The organism is uncultured Gilliamella sp. (genome assembly GCA_945271295.1).
Lineage (GTDB): Bacteria > Pseudomonadota > Gammaproteobacteria > Enterobacterales > Orbaceae > Gilliamella.
Genome location: CALYPG010000030.1, coordinates 19,321 through 31,916, shown reverse-complemented (window position 1 = coordinate 31,916; position 12,596 = coordinate 19,321). Strand labels below are relative to the sequence as shown.

General features: G+C 34.4%; 12 protein-coding genes. All 12 read right to left on the bottom strand.

The features are described from left to right. Positions 1-273: 273 nt before the first annotated feature. The 12 genes from agp to Q0K76_RS11755 all read right to left on the bottom strand — a co-directional run bounded on the left by agp (position 274) and on the right by Q0K76_RS11755 (position 12,279). On the bottom strand, positions 274-1,527 hold the full coding sequence (gene agp, locus Q0K76_RS11810) for a bifunctional glucose-1-phosphatase/inositol phosphatase (protein ID WP_294615874.1): 1,254 nt from the start codon (positions 1,525-1,527) through the stop codon (positions 274-276). Between the two features lie 310 nt (positions 1,528-1,837). Next, complete coding sequence (gene nagA / locus Q0K76_RS11805) at positions 1,838-2,998, bottom strand: N-acetylglucosamine-6-phosphate deacetylase (protein WP_294615873.1); 1,161 nt, start codon at positions 2,996-2,998, stop codon at positions 1,838-1,840. Beyond that, positions 2,988-3,425 (bottom strand): PTS galactosamine/N-acetylgalactosamine transporter subunit IIA, encoded by a 438-nt coding sequence (agaF, locus tag Q0K76_RS11800; RefSeq protein ID WP_294615872.1) that lies wholly within the window; start codon positions 3,423-3,425, stop codon positions 2,988-2,990. The genes nagA and agaF overlap by 11 nt, the downstream gene beginning before the upstream one ends. A 9-nt stretch (positions 3,426-3,434) precedes the next feature. Further along, positions 3,435-4,331: a PTS system mannose/fructose/sorbose family transporter subunit IID gene (locus Q0K76_RS11795; protein WP_294615871.1), complete on the bottom strand. Its 897-nt coding sequence runs from the start codon at positions 4,329-4,331 to the stop codon at positions 3,435-3,437. Continuing rightward, positions 4,321-5,103 (bottom strand): PTS N-acetylgalactosamine transporter subunit IIC, encoded by a 783-nt coding sequence (gene agaW, locus Q0K76_RS11790; protein ID WP_294615870.1) that lies wholly within the window; start codon positions 5,101-5,103, stop codon positions 4,321-4,323. Before agaW ends, Q0K76_RS11795 begins: the two co-directional genes overlap by 11 nt. Positions 5,104-5,117: 14 nt before the next feature. Continuing rightward, positions 5,118-5,606, bottom strand: coding sequence for a PTS N-acetylgalactosamine transporter subunit IIB (agaV, locus tag Q0K76_RS11785; protein ID WP_294615869.1), 489 nt, complete (start codon positions 5,604-5,606; stop codon positions 5,118-5,120). Between the two features lie 47 nt (positions 5,607-5,653). Beyond that, entirely contained in the window at positions 5,654-6,820 is a 1,167-nt protein-coding gene (locus tag Q0K76_RS11780; RefSeq protein WP_294615868.1) for an SIS domain-containing protein, read from the bottom strand. Positions 6,821-6,870: 50 nt separating this feature from the next. After that, the gene (agaR, locus tag Q0K76_RS11775) at positions 6,871-7,656 is read right to left on the bottom strand and encodes a transcriptional repressor AgaR (RefSeq protein ID WP_294615867.1); all 786 of its coding nucleotides are present in this window, start codon (positions 7,654-7,656) and stop codon (positions 6,871-6,873) included. Between the two features lie 453 nt (positions 7,657-8,109). Continuing rightward, positions 8,110-9,267: an ABC transporter permease gene (locus Q0K76_RS11770; protein WP_294615866.1), complete on the bottom strand. Its 1,158-nt coding sequence runs from the start codon at positions 9,265-9,267 to the stop codon at positions 8,110-8,112. Beyond that, a complete protein-coding gene (locus Q0K76_RS11765) occupies positions 9,251-10,381 on the bottom strand; it encodes an HlyD family efflux transporter periplasmic adaptor subunit (protein ID WP_294615865.1) in 1,131 nt (376 codons plus the stop codon). The genes Q0K76_RS11770 and Q0K76_RS11765 overlap by 17 nt, the downstream gene beginning before the upstream one ends. Positions 10,382-10,459: 78 nt before the next feature. Then, positions 10,460-10,957, bottom strand: coding sequence for a MarR family winged helix-turn-helix transcriptional regulator (locus Q0K76_RS11760; RefSeq protein ID WP_294615864.1), 498 nt, complete (start codon positions 10,955-10,957; stop codon positions 10,460-10,462). A 299-nt stretch (positions 10,958-11,256) separates the two neighbouring features. Next, entirely contained in the window at positions 11,257-12,279 is a 1,023-nt protein-coding gene (locus Q0K76_RS11755) for a DUF4272 domain-containing protein (protein ID WP_294615863.1), read from the bottom strand. Positions 12,280-12,596 lie beyond the last annotated feature (317 nt).

Here is a 12,596-nt window from a genome sequence, read left to right as displayed (position 1 = left end):
TTACTTTATTACTTTATTACTTTATTACTTTATTACTTTATTACTTTATTACTTTTGTTACGGGTAACATTTTGGCATATTAAATACTCTTTGCAATATAAAAAAGTGTTTTTTGTGATCTAGATCTGATTTTTGAAAAAGTAAATCAAACTAGCCCTTTAGCTTAAAAAATTTGAATTTATTTGTAGGTATAGGAAGGTAGAATTTTTGTGTAAGTCATAGGCTGTAAAATATAATTGTTTATAATTTAGAGCCTATAACCGTAATTAGATTTTATTTTGTTATATCGCTCATGACTTGTTTAAAAGTTGAAAATGAACAAAATCCCATTTTATTAATTGGGCAGTTTTCCATTTCTAATACGACTTTATGTGGTGGATTATTACGATTTAATTGTTTTAAATTACGAATTTGATCGGTTGATTGGTAAAAATATTCAATTTTTATTAATCGTTCGCCACTATGGTTATCACGCCATTTCTGGAATACAATTTTGCCTCCAATTGGTGTTGTTTCAAATTGATCAGGTAATTTATATGGTTTGATTTGCATTGCCGAAAAAAGTGAAGCAACATTTGAGTCGTGACCTGTTAAAAAGGTAAATTTGATATTGTTATCACTATCTGAAAATGCGCCATTAATATAATTAATTAAATTAGCAGCGATGTGTTTAGCAACAACTGGGGAGCTAAATAATAATGTATTATAATGTTCTTTGATTGCGACTAATTGTTCAAATTGTTGATTGCTTTTTATGTGTCCCCAAGCTACCTCTTTTAAAGGAGAACCTTCGTAATATTGTAAAATAAAGGCATCAGCAATAGATGTTCCTGTACGAAGAGGTCCCGTTATTCCTGGCTCTTTACCTTTTTCAATAATGAGCTCAGTAGGCGGTGAAACAAAATCGCATTGTTTATCAGTTAAACAATTTTTTGATTTTTTGTAGTTTATCGCGTTCGACATATCTTTATATGCTTTATCAAGCTGCTTGTTTAATCCAGCGATACCATCCGGTCCAGCTATTTGATTCATTGAATCAATTGCAGCCTTTTTGAATTCAGGACTATCATCCCTGATGACCGGAAAGAATACCGGATCCATGGTGCCGATTTTTTCTTTATGTATTATAGGTACCAAACAACCAGGAAAAGCCCCCACAGCAAAATATTGCCCGGTTGCAATAGTGCGTTGTAAACTATTTGTATAAATATAAACGTCTTTATCATTAGGACAACTATTGGCTGGTAATAATTTATTATCAACTAACCATTCACCGAAATAATGCCCAAAATAACTTTCTAATACCCCACCACGTGTTGTTAAATAACTTGCAGGTGTATCCCACTGAGGCCATTGATTAGGCGTAACTTTGCCAAGTGTGCTTGTTGGGCTGGAAAGTGGCGCTCTTAAACCATGTCGGCTAAAAACTACCACTTGTTCTAAAGTATAATCTTCCAATGTTTCTATTGCTTGAGCAGAACAAGATAGAACAAAAGATAGACCTAATATTAATTTTAATTTTCGCATAAATAAAAAACCTCTGATGTAACTTTTTAAAACACTAAACTACCATGATATTTCGGTAATAAGGGCTTTGTGATCACTCACAATTCCTTTAATTAAATAGTGTGCCTATACTATTGATATCCAATTGTACCGTCATGCTGTTCACTGTGGTGTGTATTAAATGACATAATCCTGATTAAGTCTGCATTTGCAATATTACTCATCCATCCAAATAATACTATAAGAGTAAAGAAAATAGATTTGATAGACATTTTGACTCCTAAGAAACGAAAACAGTTAACTCTTACTTTGATAAAAAGGTGCTAGATTTTTAAATCAAAATATCGGTAAAATCTTTAGATGATTGATAAACAATATTGCCATTTACAATAGTTGCAACCAGTTGATTGTTACTATTTAATAATACTAAATTAGCTTGTTTTTCGACGGCAATATTTCCTAAATAGTGATCTATTCCTAAAGCTTTTGCTGGATATGAGCTACCATGTAACCAAGCTTGCTCAAAAGAAATATTCGCATAATTAGCCAGATTGTTGACCGCACAATCTATAGTTAAGGCACTGCCTGCTAGTCCACCGTCTTTAGTACGTACAACGTTATCTTGTACATGTACTTTTAATTTACCTAAATAATAATCACCACTCGGCATTCCTGTTGCTCTCATTGCATCACTAATTAATATTAGGTTTTGTCCACAACATTTATAAGCAATATCAACTGCAGCCGGATGTACATGATGACCGTCTATGATAATTTCGGTTTGGCAATTGTCTATTGTTAGTGCTGCACCGACTACACCTGGATTACGATGATGTAACCCAGACATACCGTTATAACAATGTACTACTCCATTTGCACCAGCAAGAAGTGCTGCTTTTGTGGTTTGATAGTCAGCATTGGTATGTCCAAGCATTACGCGAACATTTATGGAACGTAACCATGTTATAATTTCTAATGCTTCCGGATATTCAGGTGCAAGGGCAATGCATTTTAATGTGCCTTCGGCAATATCTAGCCATTTTTCGATAAGTTTGCGATCTGGGGCATGAAGTAGTGTTTCAGGATGTGCACCTCGATGAGCAGCATCAAAAAAAGGGCCTTCTAAATATGAGCCTAATAAAGTAGCACCTGCAACCCCTTGTTTCATGCTATGCTTAACTTGTATTAAGGCAGCTTCAATTTTTTCATGACTCTCAGTAACTGTTGTTGCTAAAAAAGCACCAATACCATGTTGTGCTAAAAAGCAGCTCATTGTATTAAGCGCTTCATGGGTTGCATCCATCGTATCTGCACCCTTTACTCCATGAATATGAGTATCAATTAATGCGGGTAATACTTTAATATTGTTAGAACAGACTTTATTTGTTTGTTCAATCTTTACAATTTTTCCATTTTTAATGGTAATAATTGCATTTTCTAGCCAACCAACAGGTGTTAAAACCCGCTTGGCATGTATTTGTTCAAATTCCATCTGAACATTCCTCTTTATTTAACGGTTTTTTTTGGTTTTCATGCCACAAACTCGTTATCCCTGATTTGGCAAAATCTATTGCTTGTAACCGGAAATTTTGAATATCTAATTGATCTCTTTCTAACAACATTTCTAGTAACATGGGTAGATTTGTACCACTAATCACTTCGATATTATTAAGTTCATAACTTAATATAGCAGCTTGTCGAAATGGAGAACCGCCTAAGATATCAGTAAAAAATATTACACCATCACCTTTATCGCATTCTTTTACGGCCTTGGTTAATTGTTGTTGTAATTCTTCACTACTCATACCGTCAGGGAAGTTAATGGCAGTAAATTGTGGTTGTCTACCAATGATTTGCACGGCTGCTTCATAAAGGCCGGTAGCAAAGCTACCATGGCCTGTTAAAATGATTCCTAACATAATTAACCTCTATAAGAATCCAACTAATTTACCCAATACGCCTATGACCACCGTTAAACCAATTAATTTAACAGGAGAGACATTCCGTCTCATTAAACCGTAGACGATTAAAGTAAATCCTAGAGGTAACAAGTTAGGCATTAACTTATCAAATACTTCGGTTTGTAAGACTATATGCGCTTTACCGGCATTGATTTCCAGAGGTGTGGATAAGTGTACATACGAGGCAACTAAAGCTCCAATTACCGTCATACCAACAATTGATGCTGCATGCGAAATGCGTTTTGTATGCGTTTTCAATAATGGCAAAGCACTTGTCCCAGCACGATAACCATAATGAGCAAGACCAAAACGTAACCCAAAATGGACTAAATTGAACATTAATAAAAAGATTATTGGGCCAAATAAACTACCTTCTAGCGCTAAAGAAGCACCAATACCGGCACAAATAGGTAACAATGTTAACCAAAATAATGCATCACCAATACCACCTAAAGGCCCCATTAAGGCAACTTTAACAGCTCGAATAGTAGAGATATTTTCTTTTCCTTTCTCCATTGCTAAAGCTAAGCCTGATAAAAATGTAACATCGAAAGGGTGTACATTAATAAATTCCATATGCATATGCATTGAATTTTTTAAGTCATCTTTATTTTTATGAATTTTACGTAATGCAGGTAAAATAGTGTAAAGCCAACCACCAGCTTGCATACGTTCATAGTTAAATGAGGCTTGTAGCGCTAATGACCGAAAGGCCATTCGGTTAATATCACCCTTAGTTAACACTACATCTTGACTTTGATCGATGTAAGTATCTGCTGAAACTTTACTGGTTGCTAATGCTTGCTCCATGCGTTTTTCAGCTTTTTCAGCTAATTTGCTATCATTTTCGTCATTAAATCCCATCTTCCACCTCCGCAGAACTTGAATGTGTCGTTTTGTTATTATCGTTGTTATCTCGGCTATAATTAAAGAAATCAATCATTGCAATGGCTAAAGCACCTAATGCAATCGCTAATATTGGTAAGTTAAGGAATGTCACCCCGAGGAAACCTAAAATAAAATAGGCAACATAGGTCTTTTTTATCATGATTTTCATTAGCATAGCAAAACCAATAGCTGGCATCATTCCACCTGCAACGCTTAATCCATCAAGTAACCATTGTGGCGATTTTTTTACTAAATCAGTTGCTACTTCAGCACCAAAGTAAATTGGTAAAAAGGCCACTATAAAGTAAAAACAAAACAGAATAATCATGCCAAGATAGTTAACCCACTCAATGCCTTTGAAATTGAGCTGATCAACAAAGCGATCGCATTTATGCATCATTGGGGAATAGATCGTAAATAAGATTGTAATACAACCTTGTACTGCGATAGCAAACGGCACCGCAATACCTATAGCAACTTTAGGATCTGCATGGGTAAAAATTGCAAAAGTTGTTCCAATTACGCCTCCGATTACCACATTTGGTGGCTGTGCACCAGCCAAGGGAACCATACCCATCCATACTAATTCCAGTGAACCGCCAACATACAAGCCAGTAGTTACATCCCCTAATATAAAGCCGACTAGTGGTCCGATGACGACTGGTCGATGTAAATGGGTTAACCCATCAAATAAGTCTACACCGGCAATACCGGCCAGTAGCCCAATTAACAACGCATCCACTAACATAGTTTACACCTCACTTAAGATAGATTGAGTAAATTTGATATTTTTTCGCCGGCCTCATCAGGAACACGGCGAATTTCACACGTTACACCTAAACGTTCAAGTTCTTTAAATGCCGCAATGTCATTGTCATCAACTGAAACTGTTTTATGAATCTGTTTTTTCCCTTCTGAAAAATGCATATTACCGACGTTAACAAATTTTATTGGAACTCCACCTTTCACCAGTGTTAAAACATCTTGCGGTGTTTTACAAACAATGAATATTTTTTGACGGCTCGCTGCTTTATGAATAACATCAATAGTTTTTTGTAAAGTAAAGTATCGATTTTCAATACCGTCGGTAATGACCATATCCATCAAATTTTGTTGCACAGGATCTTGTGCTGCGCTGTCATTGGCAACCAATAACAAATTAGCACCTAGTGCATTAACCCAAGTTACACCAACTTGGCCATGAACCAAACGGTTATCAATACGTGTCATAAGAATATTGGGAGTGCTCATATTTATTACATCCTTTTATATTGTTGATCAGTTATAAAGACTCTTGTTTATGCTTGGTTAAATGGATAAATATTGACCCCTTTTACCACTCTATTAACTTCACCAGTAGGACAAGGGTTATCCGGTGTCAAGCCACAACTTAGGGATTTTTCAAACGCTAACATTTGAGCAAAAACTAAATAAGGGAAGACTAACCAGCAATCAGCAAGACTGGAGTCTACCGATATCATTTGTTTATCTTGACTAGATTGAGCAGTTAACGCGATAACATTTTTTGCGATCTTGTCATGCACTAATTCATTGAACAAATCCATATCATATTGACGAATATAAGAATCATTAGAAAAAAAACAGATAACTAAACTTTGCTGATTAACCATAAATTTTGGCCCATGGCGTAAACCAAGAATCGAATCAAAACGTGTTGCTATTTTCCCTGCTGTTAACTCTAAAATTTTTAAGGCCGCTTCTTGTGCAATACCAGTAAAACAGCTACTACCAACATATATAACTCGTTCACAAGGTTCATTTGCTAGTTGTTTGGTGATTGCTTGCCAGCTTGTTAATTTCTGTTCGCAAATATCAGAAATTTCCATTACTGCTTTTTCAGCTGCATATTGTTCAAAATCTCCAAAAATTAAAAGGGTTGCCATCATCATACTGCTTATGCTTGAAGTCATAGCAAAGCTTAAATCGTGGGTACCTTCAGGCATGATTAATTTGAAAATACGTGCTGATGAATCTGAGGTAGCTGCATATTCGGTTAATGCACAATTTGGATTACAAGTTAAAAATATATGATAACAATTAGGAACCAATTGATCGGCTAGTTTAACTGTGGCAACGCTTTCAGGACTGTTACCAGAACGAGCAAATGACACCAATAAAGTTTTTTTATTAGGTGAAAAGTATTGTAATGGATCGGTTACAATTTCCGTTGTTCCATAAGCACGAACATTACGATGAGTTTTCTCTCTCAACCACGGAGCAAGAGCAACACCCGCAAACGCGGATGAACCCGCACCAGTTAAAATAATTTCTAAATCAGGATCAGCAAATAGGGGTTGTAAAAATTGCTGCAACGCTGATTGTTTTTGCGAAACTAACTTAAATACATTGCTCCATATTTGCGGTTGCTGGCAAATTTCTCTAGCAGTGTGTTGTGCATTATGTTGTTTTAACCAGTCTAATGAGTAATTTAAATATTGTTGCATGATTTATTTCCTATTTATTGAATAATTATAAGGTTGATATAATCAGGTAATTAAATGTCAGCAATAACAACCTTTATTCCTAAGGTATGTAATTTCATTAAATAATCTTTAGGAATGTTAGAATCAGTAACAACAGTTTGGATATGATTTATTTTTTCTATCATACAAAAACTCTTACGACCGAATTTACTGGAATCTGTTATTGCAATGATTTGCCCAGATACCTCACACATCACTTTATTAACGGTAGCTTCGGCAAAATTAGGAGTTGTAACACCAGCAGTAAGATCAAAACCATCTACACCTAAAAAAAGTTTATTGAAATGATACATTTTCAATTGTTGTTCAACGGTAGAACCGAATATAGAGTAGGAATTTTTTCTGACATTACCACCAGCTATAATTACCTCAATATTAGTATTGGTTACTAAGTCGTAAGCAATATTAAGCGCATTGGTCAGTACAATTAGGTTTTGTTTTTTTCTTAAATAAGGTACCATCGCCGCAGTAGTTGATCCGGAATCAAGAATGATACGATCACCATCTACAACTAATTCGGCTGCTTTTTGTGCGATCTTATTTTTCATCATAGGATTAATGCGACTTTTATCCAGTAATGGTCTGTCAAAAGCAAATGCTTTATTTAACATCGCTCCACCATATGAACGTAATACACAGCCTTTTTCTTCTAGATGATTTAAATCATTGCGAATTGTCACCGTAGATACTTTAAATAATTTACTTAATTTATTTACTGATACTGTTTTTTCATTATCGAGTAAATGAATGATTTTTTCTCGCCGTTGGATAGTGTTAATCGTTTCTCCACTAGTCATAATATTTTCACTTCTTTATCTTTCATTTCCTTGCTTAATTTAAACATAAGTAAAAAAACGAAAATGATAAGTAAGTCACATTGTTAATTTTATGGGGAATATTGTTATTATTCTTTCGAAAGAAAGGTATATAAAATATTGAAAGTAAGCTGAAAAGCATGAATTTATAATATATTAATATTAATCATCTAGTTAATTTATTATTCATACTTGCAGATTGAAATGTGAATTTTAGCTTTATTGTTAGAGACGTTTCATTGTGTGATGTGATGGAGATCACAAATAAATAATTATAATAATTAAAATGGTATCAATATTTTAAAATGTATAATCAATGTCTAGCCAATCTATGTTGATATTTTGGGAATAGACATTGAAGTATTGAACTGATATTAAGTATTACATTGAAAAATGTTCTAAACCGTTTGATTAATCATGTGATATGTTTTTAAATTAAGGCTGATTAACCGCTTTCTTCTTGTGAGTGACAAACATCATGACAACAAAAGCTATTATAGTTAAATATATAATAAACGCGCCATAAGTTGCTAGCATATCAATGAGCGAGCGACCGCGCATCGCAAAATCTCGGAAAAAACGAAATAGCCAGACTAGAGGAAATGCATGACTGACATAATATGTCCAAATCGGCATAATGCCTACCGCCATTGTTGAGCCGCCCATAATAAATCCAGGTGGTACTAAAAATATCATCCGACTAGCGCCTTCGCCGGGATTTTTGGTATTCCAAGATAGTAAAAATCCTAACCAGCCAAATGCTAATCCCGTCATAAATACACTCGGTAAGTAAGCAAAATAATTACCATCAAAACGCAGTTGCCCAAAGGTGACTAACAAAGCCGTAATTAGAGTTAATGCGGTAGTATAAAATAATGCATAGGGAATTGTTCTTGCTAATAAAGCTAATGGTCCTCTTTCTAAAACGGTATTCCACATTCCTGTAATTTTTAAACGACCAATTATCATTAATGATGTAAGACCATAAGTTAATGAGGAAAAGAAATAAACAAAATAGATAATCGTCGATATTGTTGAAGCGCTAGCTGGATTAAACATATATCGTGTTTTAAGTTGCATTGGTGATAATACTGCTTCAGTGCTATCTCTACCTAACCCTAATGCTGCAACTTTATTAACGCTTATTTCAGCACCTAATTCTGGAATATATTCATTAAGATTTTGTAATACTTTGGCATTTTGTGCATCATTGGTATCATCAGCAAAATAACCTAAGCGAACAGTTTGATCGCCTTTTTTTAAACTCTTTTCTAATCCTTTAGGAATATATAGTACGCCTAAATTACGATCATGTGAGACTAATGGTATCGGATTAACCGGTGATCGAATCACCTCTGATACTTCAATGTAAGGAGAAGTATTAATTTTACTAATTAATTCAGTTGAATATTTAGATCCATCAAGATCAATAACGGCTATTTTTCCTTCAAAAACAGCACCATGACTTAATACTATTGAAAAGATTAGTGCAATGATAGCCGCTAATCCAATCGAAACTTTATAATAAGGTATAAAATGGCCTGATAACATTGCATCAAGCTCTTCTAAAATAGATTTAATGATGTTTTGCATCATTGACCTCAAGCGTCATTCCTGTTAGTAATTGCGGGATTGATTCTATATAAATTCTAACTTGATAAGAGGTTAAATCGGCTTGACCTCGTTCTCGAGTCATTCGTAAGTCAGCAAAAGATGGGGCGGCAGTAGCAAAACGAATAATACCTTTCACTTCTTTATCTAGCGCAATGACATTCGCTGTTACTGATGTTCCTGGTTGATAGTCGTTGACCATTTTTTCATTGACATAAATATCAACATATTTGCGATCGGTTTCTAATAATACTGCTGGTGCTCCGTTTGGTACAATTTCACCATTTTCGTACATAATCTTTAATACTTTTCCATTTTCAGGAGCAGTTAAAGTAAGTCGTTGATAATTTATTTGTAATTGTTTTAACTCTGCTTGGCTTTGATTTAATTGACCACGCAATTGTGCTAATTGGTTTTGACGATTTTCAATTTTTTTTCTGGCAATAGTGATCGACTGCAATGTCATTCCGGTCGCATTTTTAGCTGTTTGTAACTGGTGAATTTGTTCTGTTGTTGCCCCGATTATCAATGTGGCTAATTGGCTTTCAATCTGAATCACCTGCATTTTCGCCGCAGTAAAAGTATTACGAGTACTATCAAGCTGTGATTGTGATGTACCACCTGTTTTACGCAGTTGTGTGTGACGAGCAAACTCAGTACTAGCTAGATCCCTTGCGGACCGAGCCGCTTCCAAATTTGCCTGAACTTCTTCTATTTTACGCCATGTTGATAATTCCGTTAGATTGGTATCATTTTCTGCTATTTCGATGGCGGCTTGTTCTTGATTAACTGCAGCTTGTTGGCTATCAACAAGCGCTTGAAGGCGCTCTATAGCCAGTTTTGTATCAATATCTTCTAATTGCATTAAAACATCACCTTTTTTAACAAGTTGTGATTCTTCTACAAAACGCTCGATTACTTTGCCACTAACATTTTGAAAAGCGACATTAACTTCATCTGCGGTTAATACACCTGATTTGATACTTTTAGCAACAGAGACAGCATCATTTCTAGAACCTAAGAAAATTAATAAAGATCCAAAAGTGAGTAACAGTAAAAATATAACAGGGATTTTGATATTTTTTTGCATAGTCATAATATAGCTTATTTTCCATTTATTTAGTCAGCTAAGTATTTAATTAAAAATATGAACACTCTAACCTTTCAAAGTGAATTATTTCCGTAACAATTTACGTAACATCAATATTAAAGCCTCTTGTTCTTGGGAATTAAGTACCTGAGCAAAAGCGCGAATAGATTTCAGGTGGTTGGGTAATGCATTTTGAATAAGATTTACACCTGCTGAAGTTAATGCTATTAAGCGTGAGCGACCATCTTCACCACTTTTTGACATCGAGATCAAAGGTTCTGTGGCAACTAGCATGCGCTTAACCATTATTGATACCGTCGCTGGTGTTACACCTAGCCGTAATGCTAGATCACTAGCACAGGTTTCACCTTCAGAAAACAATGACATTAATAAAGCAAATTTTCCTTCAGACACATCATAATCATTAGCCAACTGAGCATATATATTTGAACGAATTAGATCGGCAGTTGTAATCAAGCTTAGAACCAAATCAACGCCTGAAACATCAACAATATCATCATTAAATCTTTGTGCTCGAGCTAAGGTTTCACGAGAAGGAAGTTTTCTAGAATTATAAATCAACTATTTGTTACCCAATTTATTTAGTCGGCTAATTATAAAATTAAAATAATAATTTGCAATAACTTTTAACAGTTATTTTTTGCTTTTTCTATCATTAAACAACACGAAATATCGATAACGTTTTATGATGTGATACCTTAGTAACTTTCAATTTACTTGGTTGCGCTCGGTTATCCATTATCACTTTATGTTTTCTCACTATTTCTAAAAAAACCGGGTAATGGTATTATTTTTAATCAATTATAAAAAAACTATCAATATAATAGACATATTAGTTAACTGTATAGCAAGATAAAATCTCAGGTAGGTGTATCCACATCATCCCAATCGGCATCTTCAAAATTTGTTAACCAATTTAAAGCATAATGTCTCTCTGCAATGACTCCCTCCATGATAGATTCTGAAGGTTGCTTTTCTTTAATCCGAAAATCTCTTGCTATCCAATGTAAACGGTAATGTAAATCTAAAGCATCTAACAATTCATCGACAGATCTTAAGGTCACTGTAGATATTTTCTTGACATTAAACTGCATACCCTTTTCAATTAATGAAGAAACATCGCAAAAAGTATCAGCAAAAGGTAAATCTGATTGCCAATTGATAGCCCATTGTAAAGGCAATAAAGCTTCATAGCGCCAAGACATATTAACAATATCTTGCTCTGTTGGCTGCTTACTATTAATAAATTCACGCTCATTATCAGACAAAGCTGCAAAGCCCATTGGACAACATTCTTCCAGCTCTATTGGATCAATAACTTGGTTATCTCGAAAGTTGTCAGCTTGAATAGAGGTTAACATTACCGCTAAAGCACGCTTGGCTATCTCCTCTGGAGTTCTTAGTATTACTTCGGACTCTGCTACTACAGGTGGTAAACTAATAGGCGTATTTAATCCTAAAGTTGCTAAATACTGTTCAGTTTTTGCTTTACGTTGTAATGCTTCAAATGGATAAGGAAATTGTGCATCTAAATCAAAATTACCATCAGGATATTGTAACACTCCACCATCAGGATTACGGATAGTGCCATCAGGCATAAAAATAATGACATTTGCTTGCCACCCCCAAGCTACAAACTCTATGAATTCATCTTCTTCAATCTCAAAGCTAAACTGATGTTTAACTCTTTGTATATGACGATATAAAGCATAACGACGTGCATTCATCTGCCCATCACCAGCTTTCATTATATAACCAAAAAAACCATTAAGATGCTCAATGAATTCTGGATCCTCTAATCCACGTTGATTCAGATTTTTACAATTAAAATCAATGGTGGGAGGATTAGTTATAGTAGAATAAGCATTTACCAATATTGACATTTCAAACCTAACCTTATACTCAATTTTGTGTCTTTTACACTATAATAAATAATAATTTATCCTATCACTAGGGTGGATTAACTTACCATACTTTTCCAATTATGAATAAACTTTTTTATTGCTAACCAAATGACTTTTCTAACTAAATCCTATTTATCATTGGCTATTTGGATTGATATATAGTTAATGCAACTAAAGTAATTGTCTCGAAAAAACACCCATGATGTTAATCAGTTAATATTTAAACTATTACGGTTGCTTTTTTATCGACATATAGATATTTGGCATGATTAATATAATGAGTCGATTAGATGAAT

Bases quoted from the DNA above. Each gene is read 5' to 3' on its own strand.
- agp (WP_294615874.1), bottom strand. From the start codon at position 1,527: ATGCGAAAATTAAAATTAATATTAGGTCTATCTTTTGTTCTATCTTGT.
- nagA (WP_294615873.1), bottom strand. From the start codon at position 2,998: ATGGAATTTGAACAAATACATGCCAAGCGGGTTTTAACACCTGTTGGT.
- agaF (WP_294615872.1), bottom strand. From the start codon at position 3,425: ATGTTAGGAATCATTTTAACAGGCCATGGTAGCTTTGCTACCGGCCTT.
- Q0K76_RS11795 (WP_294615871.1), bottom strand. From the start codon at position 4,331: ATGGGATTTAATGACGAAAATGATAGCAAATTAGCTGAAAAAGCTGAA.
- agaW (WP_294615870.1), bottom strand. From the start codon at position 5,103: ATGTTAGTGGATGCGTTGTTAATTGGGCTACTGGCCGGTATTGCCGGT.
- agaV (WP_294615869.1), bottom strand. From the start codon at position 5,606: ATGAGCACTCCCAATATTCTTATGACACGTATTGATAACCGTTTGGTT.
- Q0K76_RS11780 (WP_294615868.1), bottom strand. From the start codon at position 6,820: ATGCAACAATATTTAAATTACTCATTAGACTGGTTAAAACAACATAAT.
- agaR (WP_294615867.1), bottom strand. From the start codon at position 7,656: ATGACTAGTGGAGAAACGATTAACACTATCCAACGGCGAGAAAAAATC.
- Q0K76_RS11770 (WP_294615866.1), bottom strand. From the start codon at position 9,267: ATGCAAAACATCATTAAATCTATTTTAGAAGAGCTTGATGCAATGTTA.
- Q0K76_RS11765 (WP_294615865.1), bottom strand. From the start codon at position 10,381: ATGACTATGCAAAAAAATATCAAAATCCCTGTTATATTTTTACTGTTA.
- Q0K76_RS11755 (WP_294615863.1), bottom strand. From the start codon at position 12,279: ATGTCAATATTGGTAAATGCTTATTCTACTATAACTAATCCTCCCACC.